Source organism: Metabacillus sp. YM-086, from assembly GCF_048059995.1.
Classification (GTDB): Bacteria; Bacillota; Bacilli; order Bacillales; family Bacillaceae; genus Metabacillus; species Metabacillus litoralis_B.
This window is the reverse complement of the sequence record NZ_JBLUOI010000020.1, coordinates 22943-48806: the sequence shown is the minus strand read 5'-3', so window position 1 is coordinate 48806 and position 25864 is coordinate 22943. Positions and strand designations below refer to the sequence as shown.

General features: G+C 35.7%; 20 protein-coding genes and 1 pseudogene. 12 read left to right on the top strand and 9 right to left on the bottom strand.

Features of this window, described 5'->3' with window-relative positions; all coding sequences use genetic code 11:
* The first annotated feature begins 532 nt into the window (after positions 1–532).
* Both ACEWK1_RS11010 and ACEWK1_RS11005 read left to right on the top strand, forming a co-directional pair.
* The gene (locus tag ACEWK1_RS11010) at positions 533–931 is read left to right on the top strand and encodes a GNAT family N-acetyltransferase (protein ID WP_121663377.1); all 399 of its coding nucleotides are present in this window, start codon (positions 533–535) and stop codon (positions 929–931) included.
* Positions 932–1165: 234 nt separating this feature from the next.
* Positions 1166–4195: an efflux RND transporter permease subunit gene (locus ACEWK1_RS11005; protein ID WP_251402890.1), complete on the top strand. Its 3030-nt coding sequence runs from the start codon at positions 1166–1168 to the stop codon at positions 4193–4195.
* 80 nt (positions 4196–4275) lie between these two features.
* Here the strand turns inward: ACEWK1_RS11005 and ACEWK1_RS11000 are convergent, their stop codons facing one another.
* On the bottom strand, positions 4276–5337 hold the full coding sequence (locus tag ACEWK1_RS11000) for a sugar ABC transporter substrate-binding protein (RefSeq protein ID WP_416636240.1): 1062 nt from the start codon (positions 5335–5337) through the stop codon (positions 4276–4278).
* A 27-nt stretch (positions 5338–5364) separates the two neighbouring features.
* The gene (locus tag ACEWK1_RS10995) at positions 5365–7074 is read right to left on the bottom strand and encodes a methyl-accepting chemotaxis protein (RefSeq protein ID WP_251402887.1); all 1710 of its coding nucleotides are present in this window, start codon (positions 7072–7074) and stop codon (positions 5365–5367) included.
* A 288-nt stretch (positions 7075–7362) separates the two neighbouring features.
* On the opposite strand from ACEWK1_RS10995, the gene ACEWK1_RS10990 reads away from it, so the two are divergent.
* Together ACEWK1_RS10990 and ACEWK1_RS10985 are read left to right on the top strand one after the other, a co-directional pair.
* On the top strand, positions 7363–9411 hold the full coding sequence (locus tag ACEWK1_RS10990) for a methyl-accepting chemotaxis protein (RefSeq protein ID WP_416636239.1): 2049 nt from the start codon (positions 7363–7365) through the stop codon (positions 9409–9411).
* A 70-nt stretch (positions 9412–9481) separates the two neighbouring features.
* Positions 9482–9559: pseudogene (locus tag ACEWK1_RS10985) on the top strand (YjcZ family sporulation protein); the annotation flags it as partial.
* A gap of 138 nt (positions 9560–9697) precedes the next feature.
* Here ACEWK1_RS10985 and ACEWK1_RS10980 read toward each other — a convergent pair.
* Entirely contained in the window at positions 9698–11605 is a 1908-nt protein-coding gene (locus ACEWK1_RS10980; RefSeq protein ID WP_416636238.1) for a LysM peptidoglycan-binding domain-containing protein, read from the bottom strand.
* A gap of 149 nt (positions 11606–11754) precedes the next feature.
* On the opposite strand from ACEWK1_RS10980, the gene ACEWK1_RS10975 reads away from it, so the two are divergent.
* The 3 genes from ACEWK1_RS10975 (at position 11755) to copZ (ending at position 12718) form a co-directional block, all read left to right on the top strand.
* Positions 11755–12045, top strand: a complete 291-nt coding sequence (locus ACEWK1_RS10975; RefSeq protein ID WP_121663370.1) for a DUF3817 domain-containing protein — start codon at positions 11755–11757, stop codon at positions 12043–12045.
* 126 nt (positions 12046–12171) lie between these two features.
* On the top strand, positions 12172–12498 hold the full coding sequence (locus ACEWK1_RS10970) for a metal-sensitive transcriptional regulator (RefSeq protein WP_121663369.1): 327 nt from the start codon (positions 12172–12174) through the stop codon (positions 12496–12498).
* A 13-nt stretch (positions 12499–12511) separates the two neighbouring features.
* Positions 12512–12718 carry a copper chaperone CopZ gene (copZ, locus tag ACEWK1_RS10965; RefSeq protein ID WP_416636237.1) on the top strand — a complete coding sequence of 69 codons (207 nt, stop codon included), beginning with the start codon at positions 12512–12514 and terminating at the stop codon, positions 12716–12718.
* A gap of 44 nt (positions 12719–12762) precedes the next feature.
* On the opposite strand, the gene ACEWK1_RS10960 is transcribed toward copZ, so the two are convergent.
* The 5 genes from ACEWK1_RS10960 to ACEWK1_RS10940 form a co-directional block, all read right to left on the bottom strand.
* Entirely contained in the window at positions 12763–13422 is a 660-nt protein-coding gene (locus tag ACEWK1_RS10960; protein ID WP_416636236.1) for a PspA/IM30 family protein, read from the bottom strand.
* Entirely contained in the window at positions 13422–13910 is a 489-nt protein-coding gene (locus ACEWK1_RS10955; RefSeq protein WP_121663366.1) for a hypothetical protein, read from the bottom strand. The genes ACEWK1_RS10960 and ACEWK1_RS10955 overlap by 1 nt, the downstream gene beginning before the upstream one ends.
* A gap of 204 nt (positions 13911–14114) precedes the next feature.
* Complete coding sequence (locus ACEWK1_RS10950) at positions 14115–15467, bottom strand: sensor histidine kinase (protein WP_162987453.1); 1353 nt, start codon at positions 15465–15467, stop codon at positions 14115–14117.
* A gap of 16 nt (positions 15468–15483) precedes the next feature.
* The gene (locus ACEWK1_RS10945; RefSeq protein WP_416636235.1) at positions 15484–16158 is read right to left on the bottom strand and encodes a response regulator transcription factor; all 675 of its coding nucleotides are present in this window, start codon (positions 16156–16158) and stop codon (positions 15484–15486) included.
* A 91-nt stretch (positions 16159–16249) separates the two neighbouring features.
* Positions 16250–17542 carry an MFS transporter gene (locus ACEWK1_RS10940; RefSeq protein ID WP_212137597.1) on the bottom strand — a complete coding sequence of 431 codons (1293 nt, stop codon included), beginning with the start codon at positions 17540–17542 and terminating at the stop codon, positions 16250–16252.
* Positions 17543–17695: 153 nt separating this feature from the next.
* Here ACEWK1_RS10940 and ACEWK1_RS10935 point away from each other — a divergent pair, with 153 nt between their 5' ends.
* The 4 genes from ACEWK1_RS10935 to ACEWK1_RS10920 all read left to right on the top strand — a co-directional run bounded on the left by ACEWK1_RS10935 (position 17696) and on the right by ACEWK1_RS10920 (position 22549).
* Positions 17696–18478 carry a GNAT family N-acetyltransferase gene (locus ACEWK1_RS10935; protein ID WP_416636234.1) on the top strand — a complete coding sequence of 261 codons (783 nt, stop codon included), beginning with the start codon at positions 17696–17698 and terminating at the stop codon, positions 18476–18478.
* A 353-nt stretch (positions 18479–18831) separates the two neighbouring features.
* Positions 18832–19098, top strand: a complete 267-nt coding sequence (locus ACEWK1_RS10930) for a hypothetical protein (protein WP_416636233.1) — start codon at positions 18832–18834, stop codon at positions 19096–19098.
* A 33-nt stretch (positions 19099–19131) separates the two neighbouring features.
* On the top strand, positions 19132–21027 hold the full coding sequence (locus ACEWK1_RS10925; protein WP_416636232.1) for an endonuclease MutS2: 1896 nt from the start codon (positions 19132–19134) through the stop codon (positions 21025–21027).
* Positions 21028–21220: 193 nt separating this feature from the next.
* On the top strand, positions 21221–22549 hold the full coding sequence (locus ACEWK1_RS10920) for an FAD-dependent oxidoreductase (RefSeq protein ID WP_416636231.1): 1329 nt from the start codon (positions 21221–21223) through the stop codon (positions 22547–22549).
* Positions 22550–22589: 40 nt separating this feature from the next.
* Here ACEWK1_RS10920 and xylE read toward each other — a convergent pair whose 3' ends face one another.
* Entirely contained in the window at positions 22590–23990 is a 1401-nt protein-coding gene (gene xylE / locus ACEWK1_RS10915; protein ID WP_285842938.1) for a D-xylose transporter XylE, read from the bottom strand.
* 482 nt (positions 23991–24472) lie between these two features.
* Here xylE and fumC point away from each other — a divergent pair, with 482 nt between their 5' ends.
* Positions 24473–25858, top strand: coding sequence for a class II fumarate hydratase (gene fumC, locus ACEWK1_RS10910; protein WP_416636230.1), 1386 nt, complete (start codon positions 24473–24475; stop codon positions 25856–25858).
* Positions 25859–25864 lie beyond the last annotated feature (6 nt).

Below are 25864 nucleotides of genomic sequence, written 5' to 3'. Positions count from 1 at the left end.
GAGAGAATCGGGACAAAGATCAGGTCGTGGGATAAAGATGTGTCCCGAAAGAAGAGGAATCGGGACAAAAATCAGTCCCTGGAACAAGTTTGTGTCCCGAAAGAAGAGGAATCGGGACAAAAATCAGTCCCCGGATCAAGTTTGTGTCTCGCAATAGAGAGGATCGGGACAAAAATCAGTCCCCGGATCAAGTTTGTGTCTCGCAATAGAGAGAATGGGGACAAAAATCAGCCTGCGGAGCAAGCTTGTGTCTCGAACCAGAGAGAATCGGGACAAAAATAAGCCCCCGGATCAAACTTGTGTCTCGAAACAGTGCCTCAATCCAGACAAACATATCCCTCGCCAGCAAGATCATGTACAAATACTTCCTTATTTGAGCTGATTTCTCCTGTCTTTCAAAGCGCCTAACACTACAAACCTCGCCGAATAGTAAGTATCCCCACAACCGATTAAAGAGAAATTTCCCCAAAAAACTGCTTTTATAACGATTCGCTCCATTATATACTTAAAAAAACACAAAGGGGAGATGTAGATGAATTATACATACAAAGTCCATGACAAAATTAGTGCAGCTGAGCTTTCACAAGTTTTTAAAGCTTCCGGAATACGACGACCTGTTGATGATTTAGACCGACTCCAAAAAATGATCGAACAGGCAGATGTTATCATAACGGCACGAACAGACAATCAAGTCATTGGTGTTGCTAGAGCGATTACAGATTTCAGCTATTGCTGCTATCTATCAGATCTTGCAGTCGATAAAGATCATCAAAAAGCTGGAATAGGTAAGAATCTTATAAAATTATTACAAGAGGAAATTGGGGAAGAGGTTTCTCTTTTATTGCTTTCTGCTCCTGAAGCAATGGAATATTATCCGAAAATCGGATTTACTTCTTTTGATAATGGGTTTAGTATCCCTAGAAAAAAATAATATAACAATGCGTTGAAAAAGGCAGACACTCGTCTGTCTTTTTTTATTTTTAATCATAATACGTCTCAAGTCGTAGATGATTTTACACCTCAGGTCATTTAACGCTTCCACTTTTTGTTATTAAAATAATGACTGTAGTAACTAACGGGATAAGACGAATTTTACTTATGAGTAGGAAGGAGTTAAGAGAGTTTACTCGTATTCACCAAAAATATGAAAAGGGAGTTTTATATTATGTCATGGTTTACAAAATGGTCATTTAAAAACAAAGCAGCTGTTTTCTTAATGTCGACGTTGATTTTAGTGATGGGAGTTTTAAGTTATTTTCGCTTGCCTATGGAATTTTTACCCTCAGCAGATCAGCCGTTTATCTCAGTTGTAACGATGGGGAACGGAATGGATGCAAGCACGATGGAGGATCAAGTTACCACCCCAATAGAAAATGCGATAGACGGAGTAAATGGCAAAAAAAATGTATTTTCAACGACTGGTGATGGCTATTCATCAGTTGATATTCATCTAGAATCTAGTGTTGATAAAAAAGAAGCAAAGCGTGAAATTGAGGAAGCGTTGGCGAATGTTCAATTACCTCAGAATGTAATGAAGCCCAATATAGTCCAACTTAATACATCAATGATTCCAGTATCATACATTGCTTTAACATTTGACGAGGGTATTAATCCAGAAACCATACAATATGCACAAGATGAAATTGTTCCTTACTTTAAAAACATTGATGGTGTAGCAGATATTCAAACAAACGGTATTATTCCTTCTTTTGTATCCGTTGAATTAGATGAGAAAAAGATGGCTGAAAAGCAGGTGTCCATTGAGAGTGTGATGACATTGCTTCAGGGACAGATTGTTTCAGCAGCCATTGCTGAGAACACTATTAATGGAAAAGCATCTAACATTAAAGTGATTGGTGATGTTGATACAATTGAAAAACTAGAAAATACAGAAGTTATCCCAGGTGCTCCTTTAAAAGATATAGCAGAAATTAAAATAGAAAAACAAGATAACAATCTTACAAAAGTAAATGGATCTGATGCTTTAACATTTGTTATAACAAAAGACAGTCAATCGAATGCTGTAACGATCAGTAAAGAAGCGGAGAAAGTATCAGAAGAAATTAACGAGAAATATGATCAGTTGGAAACAACCGTTGTTTTAGCCTCAGCAGATATGGTTGAATCATCTGTTCACAGTATGATTAAAGAAGTATTATTAGGAGCACTTTTTGCTACGATTGTTATAATGATCTTCTTACGTAATTTACGCTCAACATTAATTACAATCGTATCGATTCCATTGTCATTAGGTTTTACACTGTTCCTACTGGCGCAATCGGGTGTTACATTAAATATTTTAACACTTGGTGGTGTGGCAGTTGCGGTAGGGCGTTTAGTAGATGATAGTATTGTTGTGATAGAGAACATCTTTAGAAGAGCACAAACGGAGAAGTTTTCAGTCAAAATGGTCATTGATGCAACGAAAGAAGTAGGATCTGCCATCACTTCATCGACGTTAACAACAGTTGCTGTCTTTTTACCGATGGGATTAATAGGAGGTAGCTTACAAGATTTCCTATTACCATTTGCCTTAACAATCACTTATTCATTACTAGCATCCTTAATCGTTGCTTTAACAATTGTTCCGGTTATGAGTGCAGGATTATTAAAGAATGCACAAATGAAAGAGCACAAACCTTCTGTTAAGTTTACTAGATTTTTAACTTGGTCACTGAATCATAAATGGGTTGTTCTTTTAACATCATTTATTCTGTTCGCGGGGTCAATCGGGGGTTATATGTTACTTCCTAAAGGCTCTGTAGATAAAACAAAAGCAGATTATGTTTATGTGTCGTTAAAATATCCTAATGAAACACCAATAGAAAAAGTAAAAGAAGAGTCGGCAAAGCTTGAAGAATTTGTAATGGAACAAAATGAGCTTGAAAATGTTTATTTACAACTTGGGAACTCAGCGGATTCTGCAAAATATGGTGAGGTAGGAGATCCAACCCAAACTCAGATTATGGCAATTCTGAAAGAAGATGCAGATATGCAAGCATTTATAGACAAGGTGAACACACAGAAAGAAGAATATAAAGATGCTACATTAGAAGTGACGGAAGCATCTATGATGAGTGGCGGTTCTACATCGATTACCGTAGATGTGATTGGTGAGGATGTTGAGGAATTAACGGATCTTTCAGAAAAGATCACTGCAGAAATTAAGGATATTGATGGCGTTGAAAAGGTTTCATCGAACCAGGATGAAACAAAAACTGTTTATTCCTTTGTTGTTGATCCTAGTCTGGCTAAGGCTGATCAAATCGCTCAACAGGCAGCTGTTATGCTGAATCAAACGCCGCTTGGTTCAATTGAAGTGAATGATCAACAAACAATGGTCATGCTTGAGCCTGTTTACACACCTGACACGGAAAAAGAATTATCTGAAGTTCCGATTATGACAGCAAACGGAATGACAACTATTTCGAAGGTTGCCCAGCTTCAACAAACTGAAGAGCCGACTAGCACATTCCATAAAGATGGTGAGCAATATGTGAGGGTAACAGCTAATGTAAATCCTGAAAAACTTTCAGAAATTTCTACTGAAGTAAATAGTAAGATTTTTGGAGATAAAGAAACAGAAGGAATAGACATTCCAGATGATATTGACGTGTTTGTTGGCGGGGCTAGTGCAGACCAAGCAAGTGACTTTAATGACTTATTTATGACAATGCTCGCTTCCATTGGAATTGTGTTCTTAATCATGGTGATAACGTTTAAAACAATTCGTGCACCGATTGCTATTCTGTTCTCACTTCCACTAGCTGCAATTGGTGCAATTCTAGGAATTATGATTAGTGGTATTTCCGTTGATGTAACAGCATTACTTGGGGCACTTATGTTAATCGGAATTGTTGTAACAAATGCGATCGTCCTACTTGATCGAGTGAAGCAAAATGAGAAAACGATGATTATTCGTGATGCAGTAGTTGAAGCTGCAACCATTCGTATGAGACCAATCATTATGACAGCAGTAGCTACTATTTCAGCTATGCTACCACTACTATTTAAAGAAGCAGAGTCAGGAAACTTAGTTTCTGCAAGTCTTGCCATTGTAGTAATTGGGGGACTAAGTGTAGCTACACTCTTAACTCTTGTAGTGATTCCAGTTGTTTATGAGCTTCTTTATTTTAGAAAATCAAAAAAGCAAAGAAATCAAGTTAAGAAGCAAGAAGATACAATTGCAGTTTAATAAAAATTAGAAAAAACGCTGGTAGCTTTGTATTTCAAGTCACCAGCGTTTTTCTGTTTATAAATAGTTACTAATCAACTTTACTTTCCATAAATATCTTCTTTAGCTAAGTAGCCATCCTTCACAACAGTTGAATCAATTGTCTCCTTCGTTACGGCAGTAGGCTCTAATAAAATCGTAGGAACTTCTATTTTATTATTATTAATGGTAGTATCCGTTTTTGGATTTTCTCCTTTAGCAACCTTAAACGCCATTTCCGCTGCCTGGGTAGCAATCACATTAATCGGTTTGTAAACCGTCATCGTTTGAGTACCTTCAACAATACGTTTAATACCGTTTAATTCAGCATCTTGACCAGATACAGGGATTTTGCCTGCTAGCCCGACAGCTCCTAGTGCTGAAATAACTCCACCAGCAGTTCCATCATTTGCAGCAACCACTGCATCTACTTGATTACTTGATTTATTTAATGCTTCTTTCATATTTTGTTCAGCAACTTTCGGATCCCATCCATCTGTATACTGATCTGCTATTAAGGTAATGTCACCCTTATCAATTAATGGATGTAGAACTGACATAGCGCCTTTTCTAAACAAAATAGCATTATTATCTGTTTCTGCACCACCAATATACGCAAACTTCCCTTTTGAGGTGTTCTTTACAATTTCGGTTGCTTGTAAAACACCTACTTTTTCATTATCAAAGGAAATATAGTAATCTAAGTTACTCTTAGTAATAAGTCGATCATAGGAAATGACTTTTATATTATTTTCATGAGCAAGTTCCACAATCTTTGCCGCTTCTTCTGCATTATGTGGGACAACAACTAAAACATCAACGCCTTCTTCAATTAACAATTGAGCTTGTTTTAGTTGAACAGCATCATGACCATTGGCCGCAAGAGTTTTTACTTGTCCACCTAATGACTTAATATGTTCCTCAAATAATTGCTTATCTTTGTACCATCTTTCTTCTTCAAGAGTATCTAATAAAAATCCAACGTAAGGGACATTGTCATTTGTAATAAGTTTACCTGCTGTTTTTGTTGATGTTGCTTTTTCTGTTGACGAGCAGGCTGTAGTTATGAGTACAACAAAACAAAGGATTAGACTTAAGCTTGTTTTTTTGTAGTATCTAAGCACCTTGTGACCTCCATCTTTTAGTTTGACTTAAACCTTAAATTTACCAATCATCTCATTCATTCGAACCACCATTTTTGATAGCGTGCTTGCACTTGTTGAAATAGTATCAATTGATTGCGTTTGTTCGAAGATAGCAGCAGAGATTTCCTCTGACCCTGCAGCTGATTCTTCAGATATGGCTGCAATTTGTTCAACGGATTGATTGATTTCTTGACTTGTTTGTTCAAAATAATGAAAAGCTGATGAAATATTTTTTACACGATTTGTCATATCGTAAACTTTTTCCTTAATATCTGAGAAGTACTTACCTGTTACTTCAATTTGTTCCGTTCCTTCATTTACCTTTTGAAACCCACTATTTAGTTCATTTGATATTGATGTTGTCTCTTCTTTAATACTAGTAACAATAGAAGTAATGTTTTCAATTGAAGCTGTTACTTCGTTTGCTAGTTTCTTAACTTCTGAGGCTACAACAGCGAAGCCTTTCCCGCTTTCTCCAGCTCTTGCTGCTTCAATTGAGGCATTAAGTGCGAGAAGATTTGTTTGCTCTGCAATTGATTTAATGACTGTAACAAGCTCTGTGATTGATTCCGTTTTTAATTCAAGGTTTTTCACTTTTTCAACCGATCGTTCAACGATCATATGAATAAGCTTCATTTGCTCTAAAGAACTCTTCATCTGCTGATCACCGTTTACAGATACTGTTAACATGTCATCGGAAAACTGCACCAATTTGCTTCCGTCCTGATTCATTTCAATTAAACGATTACTGAATTCCTTAATATGTTCAGAGATATCTGATACTTCGTTTGCTTGGTTGTTAACACCTGAGGCTAATTCATCAATTGTATTTGCCACCTGTGTGCTGCCTTGTTTTAGTTCTGAGGCAGATTCAGCAAACGCGGAACTTTGATGATCAACATCTGAAGCGATATGAGAAACTTCTAAGATCATTTCTCTTAAACGACTACCCATGTGATTAATTGCTTGAGACAGCTTTCCAATTTCATCATTTCCATCATTCGTTAGAGGTTCAAACGTTAGGTTGCCACCTGCAATTTCTTCACTTGTTAAAACCAATTGATTTAAATGTGATGAAATTTTTCTGCTAATGAAAATGAGTAAGATAGTTGAAACGATAATCGCTACGGCGACTGAGATCATTAATAATTTGATCGTAGTAGATATGGCATTTTGTGATTCTGTTAAAGAAGCTTTGTTAGATTCTGTTGCGATTGTTTTTAACTGTTCGCTTAATTCACTAGTTTCATTTTTTAATGAGCTAGCATCTCCTTGTAGCTTGTTAAATTCTTCTGAATTAATCTGTTGGACATTCGGTACAATCGTACTAAAGAAATATTCATCTAATTTATGATTGTTTTCGATGATTTTATTAAAAATGTCAATTTGTTCTTTGTTTGTTAATTGAGCTTTTAACTTTTTAGCAATGTCTACAAATGTTCGGCTGTCTTCTAAATAATTCATTAGTCTTTCTTCATCAGCAAGAAGTAGATACTCTGGAATTTGACTGTACTTTTCATGATAAAGAGAAGCCAAGTCTGAACTATATAAAGCTATTTCATTTTTTGCTAATGAATGGTCAATTGTTTGACTTGTTTTATTAAGCAATCCGTACGTAATAAAAATTGAAACTAGAAAGGTAACAATGACAACTAAAAATACGTAAAAGTACTTGCCTCCAATCTTGGTGTTTTTCCATCTAAGATGATTGAACAAAGAAATCCCCCCAAAAAATGTTTTATATTAGATTTTATCGACAGTATTCTACAATTGTTTATAGGAATAGAGTACTACAGACAGTTATGCGTAAGTTTAAGCGTAACCATGATAATTCTCCTAGAAAAGAGAGAAAATATTAAAATATTATGAAAAATTTGGTCGAAATATAGTATAATTGAAAGCGAATACATAATTGTTAGAAAAAGATTAGGAATTTTGTCTTTGTAATAAATTTTACATGTCTTTTCCTAACAATTTAAATTAAGAAGGGGGGAGAAAGAGATGATGGAACGAATAAAGAGTAGAATAAAGCGGACGTCATCAAGAGAAGAAGCTTCCAAGAAAAAGAGAAAGAGTGTAATAAAAACGCCTCATTTTTTGAATGGGATGACACTTAAATCAAGAATTATCATGTTTTTGCTTTTATTTACGATTATTCCTAGTTTGATCATTGGAAACGTTGTTTACTTTGTATCGAAGAATACAATTGAAGATAAAGTTTCTACTATGAATGAAGATATTAGTGTACAGGTAACAAAAAATGTGAATAACTCATTAAAAGAGATTGAAAATTTAACGTTAGTGCCTTTTTCCAATTTAGAGCTAATGGAAAAATTTGAATCAGTAGAAGGATTAACAGATTATGAGAAGTTCCTTTTGCATAAAGATGCGGTAGTCTTTTTTCTAAGCATTACTTCAACTAATAACAATGCAAAAGCCATGTTTTTTATTAATGAGGAAAAAACGATCTTTGGAGACGAGGGTCATGCAAAAGATACTAATATTGAGAGTATAAATTCTACTCTTTCGGAAGAAGTTCAAAATCTATCAAGAGGTGTACTTTGGAAGTCAGGTATAGATGGTAATTACGAAAACGTATATTTATTTCGTAAGTATAACCGCACGGGAACTCTAATCCTTGTTGCTAATGGAACACTTTTTGAAAAGGTGTTTGAAAGTGACCTTGATGTCTCTTCGAGAGAAATAACGATCTTCAACGAAGATGGTATGGTGATTTCAAGTAATAAAGAAGAATTAATCGGAACAAAATTTGAAGATCATAAAAATGCACAAGACAATTTAATTTCTATTAAAGAAACTGAAAATGGCTGGAATGTAGCAGTATCCACTTCTAAATCTTATTTAATGAAAGAAATTCAAAACGTACTTTATTTGGTATATATCATTATTTTTGCGTTTGTATTATTATCTGTTTTTGTTAGTATCTTTTTAGCTAGAAGCATGATTAAACCAATTCATCGAATCGTCGAGATTATGAAGGAAGCTGAAAAGGGAGACCTTACCCATCGTGCGGATTATTTATATAAAAACGAAGTAGGTCAGCTTGGAACGAGCTTTAACAATATGATTGATAATATAACAATCATGATAGAAGAAAATAAAAAGGTTTCTGCTTATGCTGTTAACCGTTCGAATGATCTAAAACGTATCGCTTCAGAATCTGCATCCGCCTCAGAACAAATTGCAACAGCAATTGATGAGGTGGCTAGAGGAGCAGTTAGTCAGGTTGATTATTCAGAGAAAACAAATCGTGAAATGAAGGAGCTATCAAGTGAAATCAACGAGGTAGCAGTAAATATGGTTAAAGTTTCATCGATTACTGAAACAACGAAAAAGTTAAGTAGTCAGTCAATCGAAACGATTAAAGAATTAACAAAGAAAAGTGAAGAAATGGGCACAAATATTGGCCAGGTTGACACAACGATGGACAAATTAAATATAGAAATAGCCCAGATTAAGGACATTGTCGAAATGATTAAGAGCGTAAGTGAAGAAACCAATCTACTCTCACTAAACGCAAGTATTGAGGCTGCAAGAGCAGGAGCAGCAGGTAGAGGCTTTGCAGTAGTAGCTGAGGAAATCCGTAAGCTTGCTGATCAAACGAAAAGCTCTTCTTTACGAATTGAAACTGTTATTACTAGTATTTTAAGTCAAACGAAACAATCAGTTGAGCTTGTCAAAACGACGATTGCACTATTTAAGGAGCAATCGACTTCCATCCATGATACTCAACAAGCATTTGAAAATATTTTATCTGGTACCGACTCAATCATAAATGAAATTGATTATATTGAAGAGTCAATCAGCAAAATTAATAGTAATAAAGAAAAAGTTGAAAAGGCAATCAGTGAAATGGTCGGAGTAGCTGAAGAATCTTCTGCCACAACGGAGGAAGTAACGGCTACGACGGAAGAACAAGCAGCTGCAGCTGAGGAATTGGGCGATCTTGCTTCATCTTTATCCAAAACAATTCACGAGCTTGAGAACACGATTCTTAAGTTTAAAGTTAAAGAAGCAAAAGAAGACTACTAGTCAAATGCCTAGATCACTTTTAGACGTTTTACATATTGTATTAAGGTAAATCATCTGGAGGTGAACTAGAATGAGTGGTACAGTAGGATATGGCGGCGGCTTTGCTTTACTAGTCGTTTTATTTATTCTTTTAATTATTGTTGGTGCTGGTGGCTTCACTGGTGGGTACGGTGCAGGTTATGGTGCGGGTTATCCAGGTTATGGATATGGCTGGTACTAATTAATGGAAAGGGGCTATTAGGCCCCTTTTTTCTATGCCTTGAGCTCAACGGTATATTAGTTATCTTTATTCTACACCGGCAGCTATACGGATCTTTTCTTGGTGGTAAGGATCAATCTTACCATCTTTATGTCTTGTGGAGTCTTTAAAATGAATATCAAAATGCCCATTAATGCCATTATTTCGTACGTAGTCTACATCATGGGGATAAAAGCTCATACTTGCAGCAATTTTACGGCCGTCAACTTCAACGATTACAGCACGTGTGGACCAGCTAAAGCCTCCCCATATACTTTTGGCTATATTTGTATCAGTTGTTGTTAGTGTTTCACTGTCAGCATGATTGGCTCCAACTGTACGCTTTACTTTAAAAGATTTGCCTGTCTGAAAATCAATGACTGTTGCAACCTTGCCAATAGGAAAAACATATTGTGCCTCTGTCCACCACGTTAAATATTCTCCATGTCGTTCACTAACTGTTTTTTGCACTGCAATTTGATGTACAGGAATTTTTAGTTTTTGCCCGATTGATAATCTACTTGATGTTGTTAGATTATTTGCTCTTAAAAGCTCTGCTTGAGGTATGCCATATTTTACACTAAGGTTCCAAATATTATCACCTGACTGAACAATATGTGTACGATAAGTAATGGAGCTTTCGGGTGTTGCAGAAGCGGTCCCGTTCGTGCTGTTAATGGTAAGAACTTGACCAACAGCAAGGTTTGTACTATTTAAATGATTTATTCTAATCATTTCTTCTGTTGTCGTACCATGCTCTTTAGCAATTTCAGAAAGAGTGTCACCACTTTTAACTACATAGTTAATCGTTGTTGGCTGCTTTTTTAATTGTAGAGTTTGCCCTAAGTAAATCGTATCAGATGTTAGGTTGTTTATTTCTTTTATAAAGGACACTGATAGCCCAAATGCTTTTGCGATACCGGAAAGAGTATCACCAGCCACAACCTTATAGGTACCAGAGGCTGTTTCATTTTCTACAGTTGACTTAGCTTCACTTGATTTAGCTTCACTTGATGACGGAATGAGTAGCAATTGACCAAGATAAATGATATCTGTTGTTAAAGAATTTTGTTTTTTTATAGCCTCCACATTAGTATTAAATTTTTTTGCAATAACAGATAAACTATCACCACTCACCACAGTATATTTTGTTATTTCTTGTGATGGTTGGGTTGTTACTGGTGGGAGTTCAGTTGCTTTTCCTGGTACATTTAATGTTTGTCCCACTCTAATGATGTCAGTTGTCAAAGAATTAGCGTCTTTTATAGATAAGACAGTTGTTTGAAACCTTTTAGCAATTACTGACAAAGAATCACCTGACTGAACAATGTAGGTGCTTGTTTCTGACTTATTGGTTGTAGACGATGGCAAAGTTGATACTGTATCGGATACAGGAACATATAAAGATTGTCCAAGGTAGATCACGTCTGATGTTAGGCTGTTGAGTTGTTTAATTCGATCAATTGTTGTTCCAAATTGCTTTGCCAGTCCCGAAAGTGAATCACCTGATTTTACATCATATTTAAGTAGCGGAATTTTTAATACTTGTCCAACTTTGATGGTATCAGTTGTTAATTGATTAAATGATTTTATTTCATTTGTTGTTAAATGGTACTTTTTTGCTATAAGACTTAATGAGTCACCACTTTTAACGGAATACGTTAGAGTATTTAGCAAAGTATGATCTTGAGTTGCAGCTTTAACAGTTGTTTTAGATTGTGTTAAAGATGTAAAAGAGAACATCCCTATAAGTATTCCACCTGCAACGATTTTGATGGCATTAATCTTTAAATTAGGAAACCGTTGCTTTGCATACTCACTGATTTCATCTTGATGTGTTGCTGTACCTGATGTTCCTAACTCATTTGCAAACTCAGTATCAAAATCTGAAACATAAAGAGTGAGGATAACACCTTCACTTTGTTTCTCAATACCATATTTATGTAAAAAGTTCATAGAAACACACCTCCCTTTATAGTATGGAAAAGGAAAAATTTCTTTATCCATAGAACAAGCAATGTTATGAAATTGTCAAACTTAATAGCACTTATTTTTCCTAAGGACATGTATAATGGAACTATGTTGTAGAAAATGGAGTTGAGAGAATGTTTCATACCTCTTTAGGGTTACTACGTTTAACAGCAATTTTGGAAGGGATTTCATATTTGGTTCTTTTACTCATCGCTATGCCTTTAAAATATTTCTTAGACTTCCCATTTGCAGTTACGTTAGTAGGCGCAGTCCATGGATTTCTATTTATTGCTTACCTGCTTATGGTGGCAATTGTGAAGTTTAGAAAAGGGTGGTCCATCCTATGGGCATTGTGGGCTGTGTTGCTTGCCTTTATCCCATTCGGAACGTTTTATTTAGATAAGCAGCTACAAACAAAAAAATAGTACATAAGATAAGGCGGGCACAAATGGTGTCGGCCTTTTAATATAGACTTTTGCTAAGGGATTAACTAAATGATTTGTATAGTCCCTGGGGGTATAATAGAATAAGATACATAAGGAGGAGATTGGATGAGCTCAGAGAATGATTTTCAGGATTCGTGTCATCTTAATGAACAAAGGAACAGTCATCACTCAGAGAAAGTAAAGAAAAATTTAGTTACTCGTTTGAACCGTATTGAAGGACAAATTAGAGGCATCAAGGCACTAATTGAAAAAGATACTTATTGCGATGATGTGATTACTCAGATTTCTGCAACCCAATCGGCATTAAATAGTGTTGGGAGATTGCTATTAGAAGGTCACTTACGTACATGTGTTGTTGAAAAAATTCAAAATGGTGACGAGGAAATTATTGATGAGTTGTTAGTCACAGTTGGAAGGTTAATGAAAAAATAAGGAGTGTTTCAAGATGGAAACTGTCACAATTAAAGTAGAGGGAATGTCATGTCAACATTGTATTAATAGCATAGAAGGCAGCGTAGGTAAATTAGAAGGGGTATCTACTGTAAAGGTGGACTTGGATAGAGGTACAGTAAATATTGATTTTGATCCGGAAAAAGTAACGAAAGATAAGATGAAGGATGCTATTGAAGATCAGGGGTATGATGTACTGTAATTGTAAAAAGTAAAGGGGCCTGTCGATAGCGGCCCCTGTAACTTTTACTCACTTTTTTTGTTCAGTGCTTCTTTGGCTTTAAGAAATTCTTCTTCAACTTCAATAGAACTGCTTTTTTCATATAGGGCGGTCTTTTCTGATAAGTAATCATGTGTTGCTGCTACAGCTTCTAGGTGTAAGACCTTGTCTTCCATTCTAGCAAATTCGTTCGCAATATTTTTAGACTGAAAAGAATAGACTTTACTATTAATTGTATTTGTTGTACTAGCAACATTTGCCCTAGAGATTAATAAGGACTGGCGATTTTTTTGATCTGCATAAGTTTCTTTTAAAGTAATGACTTGAGCTTTTATTTGGTTTGTTTGATTTTGAATGAACAAAAACTGATCTTCTAAAAGGGCTAGCTGCTTTTCTGAATCTAGACGATCTTGAATCGCTAGTTTAGCCATGTTGTCATTGTTTTTTTCTAGAGCTAATTGCTCTTGTCTTTTACGGTCTTCAATTGTCTGTTTCACTTGTTTAATTTGAGCCTCAAGCTTCTGCTCTAAGTAAAGTTGATTCGCTAATGCAGCCTGTGCTTTCTCCAGCTCAACTTCAAGGTCTCTACTATATTGCTTGACCATTTTAATAGGATCCTCCCGCTTGTCCAACACATCATTCATATCTGCTAAAGCAATCGTTTTTACTCGTTTAAAAATACCCATTATTTGTTTTCCTCCTTTTTAGTCGAGCGTTCCCATTCATCAAGAATGTTATTTGTTGAGGGGTAAGTTGAGTACGTAAAAATAGTCGGCTCATACTTGTAATCTGCAGTTGATTTCTTATTTTTTGTAGTGAAATAAACGGCAATGAATAAAATTGGAACTGCTAAAAGCAATGGTAGGATTGAAAACAATCCAATCGTTAGCAAAAGAATTCCAACCCACCTCTTGACGGTTCTACCATCTGCTTTTTTCCAAATCCACCAACCAATCATCATTAATCCTATGTGAAAAAGGAAGGGCAAGAAATTCAGGTTATTTAGGTAACCGTAAAACCAAAAAGTATGAGATCCACCACCACGTCCATATCCCATATGTGGTTGTATATAATGTAAGGTATGAAAGAAATGACCAATTACATTCAATACAATCGTGACAGAAACGAGAGCTAGAATACTTAATCCTATCCAAAATAAAGGACTCTTTTTCATATCCATTCACCTCCTTTTGATGTGTCATGCCTTGCTATGAATATTAATTTAATAGAGTTTGGTGAAAAGACGGTGAAAAATAGAGCCGAGAGGAATTTTTTTTATGCAAATCGAATCGTGGATAAACCATCAAGACTACAATGCAGGGTAAGTGGGGGGGATTTTAGTCAAATAAATAAAAAGCAGCTTGCAGGAGTTTCCACCCTACATGCTGCTTTTTAAAGGTAATTTCACGATAAACGTGCTTCCATCATTCAATTTACTTATAACAGAAATCTTTCCATTATGTAGATCAACAATCCATTTCGCAATGGATAAGCCTAGTCCATGACCTCCATGCTGTCTTGTTCTTGCTTTATCAACTCGATAAAAGCGTTCAAAGATATGTGGGAGTTCTTTTTCATCCATACCAATCCCATCATCTGAAACAGAAATGACGGCAGAATCCTTTTCAGAGGAAATCGATAACTGAACCCTGCCATTTTGCTGTGAGTATTTTATAGCATTATCAAGAAGTATGTAGAGTAACTGAGTTATTCGTTCTTTATTACCGAAAATTGTAAGAGAGGACACCCCTTCAAATTCAAGCTGTATATTTTTCTCAAGAGCATGAGGCTCAAAAGCTTGCACAGTTCGGTCCGCAACAGGCTGTATATCAAAAACCTCAAATGAAATCGCGTGTGGATCATCTGTATCAGAGCGCGCTAACAGAAGGAGATCGCCAACCAAGCCTGTCATTCGTTTTACCTCATCCTTTAGATTGCCGATCATCCTTGAGGACATATTGTTTCTCTGATCATCCTCCATTTCAAGGATGTCAAGAGAAGACATCATGACACTTAACGGAGTTCGGAGCTCGTGTGATGCATCTGCGACAAATTCCTGCTGCCTTCTAAATGCTGTGCTGATCGGCACCATTGCTCGTCTTGACATAACTCGGCTAAAGTAAAAAGCAATACCAGAAAAAATAAGTGCAGTGATTCCCAAGATAATAATTAAACCCCTTAATAGATCTGATAAATCCGTAATATTTTGACCGATATAAAGATATCCAACTAGCTGATTACGATCGTAAATTGGCATAGCAATCATCATGACTTTCAGATTTTGCTCCTTAGGAGTATAAGCTGAAAATTCCTCTTTATCTCGACCTCTACTTTCTCTGATAAATTTCTCATCAATGTTCACGGCCTCTGTCTTGATTTGCTCATCATTAGGATGCCAATCATTTATTAAAGGAAGAAATTTACCTTTAAGTAAAGAGAGCTGCTCATTTTGCAAAATTAATTCTCCTCGATTATTTACAACATAAAAGAAGAGTTGATTACTGTTTACTGACATAAACTGTGATTCATCTATACGAGTATTAGGACCATTGTTAAATGAAAGAAGCTGTTCAATGATGTCCTCCTCTTGAAGAGCCATTTCCCTTAATTCATTTTTCTCAGCTGTTGTTGACCATACATACACAATAGCATATAAAATGGTAATAAACAGTAGTAAGAACAGAAGGATAAGTAAGCTGTATTTTACAGTTAAGCTTTGTTGTGTTTTCATAAATAGATCTCTTTTATTACGTTTCAAGCTTATAGCCAACTCTTCTTATGCTCTGCAACCAATCGCCTTTTCCAAATGAAGACAGTTTTTTACGAAGCAGCTTTACTGTTGCATCTATCGTTTTATAGGAAACATCTGTTTCGGTTCCCCAGATTCGATCATAAATAATGTCTCGTGTAAGAACTTGTCCTTTATTTTGCACTAATAAATCCAGTAGCTGATACTCACGAGGTGTTAATTGAACAATCTGTTGATCAACTTGAAGTGTTTGACTTGTGCGATTAAGAATAAGTTCATCCAGTTTAAGAACTTCTTCACGTATTGGAGAAAAATTGCGGCGACCTAATGCTCTTATTCTCGCTAATAATTCCTCAATTTCGAAAGGTTTAACAAGATAATCATCTGCACCTGCATCAAGTCCCATCACCCTGTCCTGAATCGCATCTTTTGCTGTTAACATTAAAATGGCCCCACCATAACCTTCAACACGTAACTTTTTACAAACCTCAATTCCGTCTCCTCTAGGCATCATCCAATCTAAGATAATGACATCATAGTGTGAAGCTATTGCATAGTCATAAGCATCTTCACCATTCTCCACCCAATCAACTTGATATTTTCCCTTTTTTTTTAACATATATGTAGTAAGCTCACCAAGCTTTACATCATCTTCGGCTAATAATAAATTCACTTATGAAACTCCTCTCAAGAAAGCATTTTAACGTATTTTAGCATGATAAGGTGAAAAATAAGTGAAAACCCCCCGTAAAAGGAGGGATGTTTTAGTTCGTGAGTTGCTTCTTTACAGGTTGCTTAGCAGATAAAGAGGCAATTACTGCGACAATAGGTAATATCAAAGTAAATAGCAAGATTTCCTCATAACCTTTGAAAAAATCAAAGGCTACACCAAAAGGGAGGGGACCAAAAGCTGAGCCAATGACCATTACAGTCATGGCAAGACCTTTAATACTTCCAATATGTGTCCGACCATAATAGGATGGCCATACAACAGCAAGTGTAATTCGTTCAAGTCCACCGGTAATTCCCCAGATTACTCCGAAAATGATAGCCATTAAAAAGCTATCAGTAAACAGAAGAAGGATAATCATAATCACTTCACCAATAAAAACAGCTGCTAACAAAATATTAACCTTTACTCGTTCTAGAAGAAAGCCGGATATAAAGGAAATAGGAAAGCCGATAATGGCCATTAAGCTTAAAATCATTGCCGCTGTTGTTGGTTTTATTCCACCCTCCCCAAGAATTGAAACAAGATGAAACGTTAACCCGGTATTCACTAAAGCGGGAATGGCCACACAAAAAAGCAGGAGCCAAAAGGAGAGTGTTTTCCTTGCCTCTTGCAGTGTCCAATTTTCTTCGAGCTCAGGTTGATTCTCACCAGATGAACGTTGATTTTGGTTTATAACACTAGTATGGTCGGGTAACATCCCGATGTCCTCCGGTTTATTGCGAATAAAGAAAAAGGCAAGCGGTATAAAGAAGATTACTAGTAAAGTCCCCCAAACAAGCCATGTTGTATTCCAATCATAGTGTTTAATTAGCCAAGCATTAAGAATCGGAAAGGAGGCAGAGCTGATAAAACCGCCGATTGCCATGAAGCTAAAGGCACGTCCCCGATATTTGATAAACCATTGTGCGACTAATGTGTTGGGTAGCAAGGTCATGGACCCTTGACCAAATAAACGGATAAGAAAAAATCCAACAAAAAGCATAAACATATTAGTAACATTTGCGTTCCAAAAACATGCGATAGCTAACATAATCGAAATAATAACCACCATTTTTCGCTGACCATATTTATCGATTAAACGACCAATAAGAAATAGTAAAAGTCCTGCAAGTAAAGTGGCGGCCGAATAAATAGAAGAGACTGTCGAACGACTCCAATCAAAGTCCTTTATGTATTCATCAATGAAAAGAGATATGGAATAAGTTTGGCCAGGTCCTGAGAAAAAAACGCTGACCGCAGCAATGGCGACAATCACCCATCCATAAAAGAAACGCGTTTTAATCGGTGCTTTCTCAGATTGAGAAACTTGTTGTAAAAAAGACATGAAGATTCCTCCTTTGATAACGCTTTAAATTATACCAGCTTTAATATGGAGTTATGAGTGATGTGATACAAAAAATCAGTAGAATGTTTCTATTAAAAGCTATATGATGAGGATAGCGACACCTTAATTTAAATGGAACGTGGGGAATATATTATGATCGAAACATATATTCATCAACTGGATATAGCTTATCTATCATCTTTTTCAACGAAGCTTGAGAAGAGCTGGGGCTATCTTTTTTATAATGAAAATCAACCAACCTATTATGATGCGAATCATGCAAATCTTTCATCATATGAAGGTAATACAGAAGAGATCATAAATGAAGTCATTGATTTTTATCAAAGCAAGAACATTATTCCAAGATTTTATTTAACAAATTATGAAAAGCAGAAAGCATTTTTAACTGTATTAAAAGATAAGGGTTTTAGATTTGAGGAATTTGAGAGTCCTGTTCAATTATGGAAGAGAAATGTTGAGATTGCTGTTGATCCAAAAGTGACGATTGAAAAAGTAACAACGAAAAATATGCAAGCTGCTATTGAGATCGAGTGCCAAATCCAAGAGTTAGGTGGCAGTATTCGAGAAAATGCCTTTAAAGAGGAATTTGCACAAAAGTGCTATACACATTATCTATTAAAATATGATGGAGTTCCTTGTTCAACAGCTTGTGTATTTTTTCATGAACAAAATGCAAGGCTAGAGAGTGTGGCTACATTGAAAGAATATCGTGGAAAAGGTTTAATAGGGCAACTTATCCATTACATTCAGGAAGAAGTAAAAAAGAAAAATGTTGAACGTTTTTGGGTTTTCCCAATAAACGAACAAGTAGAGAAAGTTTATCAAAAATCAGGTTTTGAGACAATCATGAATATAAAAGCTGGTCACGCCTTCCTAGGTGGAAAAAGCGTGGAGGAAATTCGAAAAGGGCTTTAATTAAATAACCTTATATTGACAATTCACTTTAGATTCTGATATTTTATAAGTAATTATATTTTAGGAGATGTGTTTTGTGAGGGTTTCTGTTCTTAACTAATCGAAGTAAATACTTCATCTACATGTAAAAGCTTTTAAAAACTTTTCAAATTGAAAGGTTTATTAAAGTGTACCCATGTAGACAGTTAAGAACAAAAACGGTTATGTACACAATTTACGATCTCTTAGCATAGTGCTCGTGGATAAATCCGTGCTTGTTTAAGTACGGATTTTTATGTTTACAAAAAAACAAATGGCATTAAGTCATTTGTTCTTAAGTGTAGACTCCTAGGCACATGCAGAGGTTTTAAGAGGTGATGAACAACCATTGTTCATCACCTCTTTTTATTTTGGCTGTTTTTAGCAAAGATGTTGTTTTAGTAACTATTTTTAAAATGAGAGTGGAATGGAGCGGAAGACACTTGACTCCTGTGGGAGGTAGAGGAAAGGCCGAGACCCCGCAGGCAAAGCCGAGGAGGCTTAGCTTCCTCCCCGCGGAAAGCAAGTGTCTGGAGCAAAATGGAACGACCAAGTTCTCACTTTTAATAACATTAAAAGCCCAAAAACAGCTTTTACTTTAATTTAAAATAAAAAATATACGGAGGTTCAAACCATTGAACAACAAAACAATTGAAGTTTTAGAATTTAACAAAGTCTTAGACCTACTCAGTAAATTTGCTATGAGTGAAAAAGCCAAGCAAAGAGCTAAAGAACTAACACCGATCACTGATGAAGGGAAAATAAAAAGATGGTTAAATGAAACAACAGAAGCTTGCACTATTATTGAAAAATCATCGAGTATCCCTGTGCATTCCCTCCACGGTGTTGAACAAATCATTACACTAGTTGATAAAGGATATATGCCAACTCCAGAGCAATTTGAATTTTTAGGAGCTTTTTTAGACAGTGTGAAGAAAATCAAAAGGTTTATGATCAAGCAGGAATACCATGCACCCACAATAAGTTCATATGCCTATTCTTTGTATGAACTGTCTGATTTGGCTGATGAAATTTCACGTTGTATAAGAAACAATCAAGTAGATGACTATGCTAGCCGTTCATTAACAAAGATCAGAGGCAAGATCATCACAATTGAAGAAAAGATTAAATCAAAACTAACGCAAGTCATGAAATCTTTTTCAACTTATCTTCAGGAACAAGTTGTTAGCGTAAGGAATGGACGGTATGTTGTCCCAGTGAAAAATGAATACAAGCGGAAGTTTTCAGGTGCAATAGTCGATCAATCATCAAGTGGGCAAACCGTTTTTATGGAACCGCATGATCTAAATAAACTTCAAGATGAGCTTGGCTATTTAAAAGTTGAAGAAGAGGTGGAGATTCAAAAGATTTTGGGCCACTTAACAGATCTTACTGCCTCATACAAACAAGAACTTCTAATTAATATAGAAGGAATGGTATCTTATGACTTTATTTTTGCTAAAGCAAAGTTAAGTCAATTGATGAAAGGAAGTGAAGTCCAAATAAAGCAGTATGAGGGCTTCGAAATTATCAATGCCAGACATCCTTTATTAGGATTGAATGCTGTACCTTTAACTTTGTCATTAGGCCAAGAATATATGGCGCTTGTTATCACAGGTCCTAACACAGGAGGTAAAACAGTCACAATAAAAACGGTTGGCTTGTTATCAATGATGGTTCAATCAGGTCTTCATGTACCAGCTGACTCTTTTAGTACTTTTAGCATTGTTAAAAACATTTTTGTTGATATTGGTGATCACCAAAGCATTGAGCATTCATTAAGCACGTTTTCATCACATATTCGAAATGTGATTGATATTTTGAGACAATCACGTGAAGATACTCTTGTTATTTTAGATGAGATTGGCTCAGGTACAGATCCACGTGAAGGAATGGGATTAGCCATTTCTATACTAGAAGAAATCTATAACTCAGGTGCTATGCTAATTGCTACAACCCATTATAGTGAAATAAAAGATTATGCCGAAAAAGCAGAAGGCTTTCAAAATGGATCAATGGATTTTGATATCCATACTCTTCAGCCTCTTTATAAACTGATTGTAGGTAAAGGAGGGGATAGTCAGGCATTTTCTATTGCGCAGAAGCTTGGTATGCCCGCCAATATTATTAACCGAGCAAAAGAGATTTCCAACTCCCGTTCAACAGAGAAAGTAATGATTGTTCCAAAAACAAAGAATAGGAAAAAATCTGAACGTAAAATAGAAAAAGTAAGAAGTGAAAAGCATACAGGGAAGTATCAAATAGGGGATGCAGTTTGGATTCCTCACCTTCAAACAAAGGGAATTGTTGAAATGACAGCCAATGCTATTGGAGAAATGAAGCTAATTGTAAAGGGAGAAAAAATGACGCTTAATCACAAGCGAGTTCAGCCTTTTATCCAAGCGGAGGAACTGTATCCAGATGAATATGACATGGACCAGGTTTTTGATGCAAAAGATGTAAGAAAGAAGAAAAAGTTATTGAATCGTAAGTATGTCGAAGGGTTAACAATCGATCTTGAGCAGGAATAGAATCAAAAGTTTAAAAAGGTGCAACCTCACTAAAGCAGGAGGCTGCACCTTTTTAAATAAGATTGTGAAAAACTTCACAAAAAAGTATTGTATTTTTGAAATAAGTAAAATATAATAAAGACATCAAGTGAATGTGAAATATTTCACAAACATATGTGAAAAACTTCACAATATATTTTAGGAGGAATACGAAATGAAAATTGCTGTTATTGGATGTACACACGCCGGCACTGCTGCTGTTTCAAATATGATGAAGCTTTACCCTGAGGCAGAGATCACGGTTTATGAAAAAAATGACAATATTTCTTTTTTATCTTGTGGGATTGCTTTACATGTTAGCGGAGTAGTGAAAGATCCTAATGGTTTATTTTATTGTTCTCCTGAAGAATTAGAAAAGCACGGCGTAAAGATGAAATTGAAGCATGAAGTGTTAGATATTAATATTGAAAAGAAAACAATTGAGGCTCGTGATCTTACAACGAATAAAAAAGTTGAAGATACGTTTGATAAGCTTGTCATGACAACAGGCTCTTGGCCAGTCATACCGAAAATAGAAGGAATTAACATGGAGAATGTCCTTTTATGTAAGAACTTCCACCATGCCAACACAATTATTGAAAAAGCAAAGGATGCACAAAACATTGTTGTTGTAGGTGCAGGATATATCGGGATCGAGTTGGTTGAAGCTTTTGAAATGAGTGGTAAGAATGTAACACTTATTGATGGAGAAGAAAGAATTTTAAGCAAATATTTAGATGAACCATTTACAAATATAGTAGAAAAGGATTTTCAAGATCGAGATATCCGTCTAGCATTAGGAGAAACAGTCACACGCTTCACAGGAAAAGAAGGAAAGGTGTCTGCTGTTGAAACAACTAAAGGTCATTATGACGCTGACTTAGTTATCTTATGTATCGGATTCCAGCCGAATACCGGATTAGTAAAGGGACAAGTCGATATGCTTACTAATGGTGCAATAAAAGTTGATGAGTATATGAGAACAAGTCATAAAGATGTGTTTGCTGCTGGAGATAGCTGTGCCATTCGTTACAACCCAACAGGTGATTATGCCTATATTCCACTTGCGACAAATGCAGTTCGTATGGGGACATTGGTGGCAAAAAACCTAGTGAAACCTACGATTAGATATATGGGAACACAAGGAACTTCAGGTATAAAAATCTATGATCAAAACATTGCAACAACAGGATTAACTGAAGCTTCAGCATTTCGTATGGGATTGAATGTGAAAAGTATCACAATCTTAGAGCATGACCGCCCAGAGTTTATGCCTACATTTGAAGACATTATGCTGAAAGTAGTGTATGAGGAAGACACGAAACGAATAGTCGGGGCTCAGGTTATGTCTAAAGTCGATGTGACACAGTCTATCAATACGTTATCTGTTTGTATTCAAAATAACATGACAATGGATGAGCTAGGCTTCGTCGATTTCTTCTTCCAGCCGCATTATAATAAACCTTGGAATTTCTTGAATCAAGCTGGTTTGCAGGCGATTTAAAGTCAAAAAACAGGCGTTGGTCTGAGCCAACGCCTGTTTTTTATGCACTATATTTATCTTGCTTTGTAATCCATATATTTTCCATATCTTCTAATGTTCTACCTTTGGTTTCAGGAACAAACTTCCAAACAAAAATTGCTGAAAGGATACTCATTAAGCCGTAAAACCCGTATGTTAAACCACCACTATATTCCATCATCATTGGATACGTAGAAGAGATAAAATAATTGGCAGCCCATTGCGCTGCAACTGCAATAGCAACTGCTTGCCCACGAATTTTGTTAGGGAATATTTCAGAGATTAATACCCAGCAAATAGGTCCCCAAGACATCATGAATGAAGCAGTATATATTATAATGAAAATAAGTGTGCTGATTCCGATTACACCTGTAAATGCCATAGTAGAAACACCCATCATTCCTAATGCCATTCCGATTGATCCAATAATCAAGAGTGGCTTACGTCCCCACTTATCAACCGTTAAAATGGCTATAACCGTAAACACTACATTAACAAGTCCCATTACAATGGTTTGTAACATAGAAGCATCTTTAGCAGCACCCATACTTTCAAAAATACGAGGAGCATAATACAAAGCAACATTGATTCCAACAAATTGTTGAAATATAGATAATAAAATCCCAATAACAATGACTAGTTTTCCATATGAAAATAGCTTATCTTTAGGGATCGTAACCGTTTTCTTAATTTCAGATAAAATTGATTTTGCTTCAGATGATCCGTTAATTTTCTCTAAAATTTGTAAGGCTTTACTATCTTGTTTTTTCATAGCTAAGTAACGAGGTGTTTCTGGAACAAATAATAAAAATACGGCAAATAGTAAAGCTGGAATTGCCTCTGATGCAAACATATATCTCCAGCCAAGATCGTTAATCCATGCTAATGATTGACCTTTAGCAATTCCCCAGTTAACAAAGTATACAACTAGCATCCCAAAAATAATGGCAAATTGATTAAATGAAACTAATCGACCACGAATATTCGCTGGAGCGATCTCACCGATGTACATCGGACAGATTGCGGAAGCCAGGCCAACACCAATACCTCCAATAATTCGGTAAATGTTAAAAGTAACTAATAAAGATATAGACGGTTCACCTTTTGTGAAAAATAAAAATTCAGGGTAAGCTGAGCCTAATGCCGAAACGATAAACAGTGCTGCTGCGATTAATAATGACTTCTTTCGACCAAAGGTAGAAGCAAAATAACCAGAAATAAGTCCACCAATAATACAACCAATTAGTGCACTAGATGTTGTGACTCCATGTACAAAGGTATCAAGTCCGAGGCTATCAATAAAATACGCTTCTAGAGACTTTTCAGCCCCAGATATAACAGCTGTATCATAACCGAAAAGTAAACCACCAAGTGTAGCTACAAGAGTAATAGCAATTATATAAATTGAATTTTGTTTTTTCATAATAATTTTAAGAGGAATGATAACGCTTTAATTAGATCGTATAGATAATTACTTTTTAACTATATATTCCTCTATTCTCCTTTCTTAAAAATTGAAATTATGTAGTAAATATAAAACACATTTTTCATAGAACATCAATTTAAGATTCTATCCATAGCTAGATTAGTAGATTGAATTACGATATTTGCTCTATTATTGGACTCCCTTCTGTTTGAGTATGATCGTGCTGTTATCGCTTTCACAACATGGCGAACTTAGTAAATGATCATTAACTGTTTTTTATTATAACAACCAACTCTTAGTTTGTCTAATGAATAAACTAAGATTTAAGAAAAAATTTATTTAAAATTTAATTCATATGAAATAATATTAAATTCTTTGCTTACTATATGAAACTAACAAAAAGTGTCATTACTTTTAAAATAACCTAAAAACCCATAAAATAGAAAGTGAAGTGAATTTATTTTTCGGAGGTGTGTTAGTTGGATTATCGTGTAGAGAAAGACACAATGGGAGAGATTCAAGTACCAGCTGAAAAGTATTGGGGAGCACAAACTCAGCGCAGCAAGCAAAATTTTAAAATTGGTGGAGAAAAGATGCCGAACGAGGTTATTACTGGGTTTGCCATTTTAAAAAGAAGTGCTGCAATTGTAAACGATTCACTTGGAAAATTACATAAAGAAAAGGCAGAGGCAATTATTAAGGCTTGTGACGAAATCATAGAAGGAAAATTAAATGATCATTTTCCCCTTGTTGTATGGCAAACAGGTAGTGGCACACAAAGTAATATGAATGTTAACGAAGTTGTAGCCAGAAGAGGAAATGAGCTTTTGAAGGAAAAAGGAATAGAAGAAGCTATTCATCCAAATGATGATGTGAATATGAGTCAAAGTTCAAATGACACATTTCCCACTGCTATGCATATAGCCGGAGTTTTAGCAGTAGAAAGTAAGCTTATACCAGCAATTGATAAGCTGCATGCTACGTTAATTGAAAAAGAGAAGAGATTTGAGGACATTGTGAAAATTGGACGTACTCATTTGCAAGATGCGACACCATTAACGTTGGGCCAGGAAATCAGTGGCTGGACACATATGCTTTCGCAAACGAAGGAAATGATTCAGCAAGCCACATCCTATATGAAAAATTTAGCTATAGGTGGAACAGCTGTTGGTACTGGTATTAATGCCCACCCTGAGTTCGGTGATCGTGTGGCAAAAGAAATAAGTGATTTTACAAATGAGAGATTTCAATCTTCAATTAATAAATTTCATGCCTTAACAAGCCATGATGAAACGGTATACGCTCATGGAGCGTTAAAGGCATTGGCTGCTAACTTAATGAAAATTGCAAATGATGTTCGTTGGTTAGCTAGTGGGCCAAGATGTGGAATTGGCGAAATTATAATTCCAGAAAATGAACCAGGAAGCTCTATCATGCCGGGAAAAGTAAACCCAACTCAAAGTGAAGCGCTAACGATGGTTGCTGTTCAAGTAATGGGAAATGACGCTGCCATTGGGTTTGCAGCGAGTCAGGGGAATTTTGAGCTGAATGTTTTTAAGCCGGTTATCATTTATAACTTTTTACAATCAGTACAACTCCTTTCAGATGGAATTGTTTCGTTTCATGATAATTGTGCAGTTGGGATTGAGGCCAATATCCCAGTCATCGAAAAGTATGTGAAAGATTCATTAATGCTCGTTACCGCGCTAAACCCTCATATTGGCTATGAAAATGCAGCAAAAATTGCTAAGCTAGCTCATAAAGAAGGATTAACATTAAAAGAAGCTGCTTTACAATTGGAGCTATTAACTGAAGATCAATTTGATCAATATGTGAAGCCAGAAGAAATGACATACCCTAAATAATCCAAA

Bases quoted from the DNA above. Each gene is read 5' to 3' on its own strand.
- ACEWK1_RS11010 (WP_121663377.1), top strand. From the start codon at position 533: ATGAATTATACATACAAAGTCCATGACAAAATTAGTGCAGCTGAGCTT.
- ACEWK1_RS11005 (WP_251402890.1), top strand. From the start codon at position 1,166: ATGTCATGGTTTACAAAATGGTCATTTAAAAACAAAGCAGCTGTTTTC.
- ACEWK1_RS10990 (WP_416636239.1), top strand. From the start codon at position 7,363: ATGGAACGAATAAAGAGTAGAATAAAGCGGACGTCATCAAGAGAAGAA.
- ACEWK1_RS10980 (WP_416636238.1), bottom strand. From the start codon at position 11,605: ATGAACTTTTTACATAAATATGGTATTGAGAAACAAAGTGAAGGTGTT.
- ACEWK1_RS10975 (WP_121663370.1), top strand. From the start codon at position 11,755: ATGTTTCATACCTCTTTAGGGTTACTACGTTTAACAGCAATTTTGGAA.
- ACEWK1_RS10970 (WP_121663369.1), top strand. From the start codon at position 12,172: ATGAGCTCAGAGAATGATTTTCAGGATTCGTGTCATCTTAATGAACAA.
- copZ (WP_416636237.1), top strand. From the start codon at position 12,512: ATGGAAACTGTCACAATTAAAGTAGAGGGAATGTCATGTCAACATTGT.
- ACEWK1_RS10960 (WP_416636236.1), bottom strand. From the start codon at position 13,422: ATGGGTATTTTTAAACGAGTAAAAACGATTGCTTTAGCAGATATGAAT.
- ACEWK1_RS10955 (WP_121663366.1), bottom strand. From the start codon at position 13,910: ATGAAAAAGAGTCCTTTATTTTGGATAGGATTAAGTATTCTAGCTCTC.
- ACEWK1_RS10950 (WP_162987453.1), bottom strand. From the start codon at position 15,467: ATGAAAACACAACAAAGCTTAACTGTAAAATACAGCTTACTTATCCTT.
- ACEWK1_RS10940 (WP_212137597.1), bottom strand. From the start codon at position 17,542: ATGTCTTTTTTACAACAAGTTTCTCAATCTGAGAAAGCACCGATTAAA.
- ACEWK1_RS10935 (WP_416636234.1), top strand. From the start codon at position 17,696: ATGATCGAAACATATATTCATCAACTGGATATAGCTTATCTATCATCT.
- ACEWK1_RS10920 (WP_416636231.1), top strand. From the start codon at position 21,221: ATGAAAATTGCTGTTATTGGATGTACACACGCCGGCACTGCTGCTGTT.
- xylE (WP_285842938.1), bottom strand. From the start codon at position 23,990: ATGAAAAAACAAAATTCAATTTATATAATTGCTATTACTCTTGTAGCT.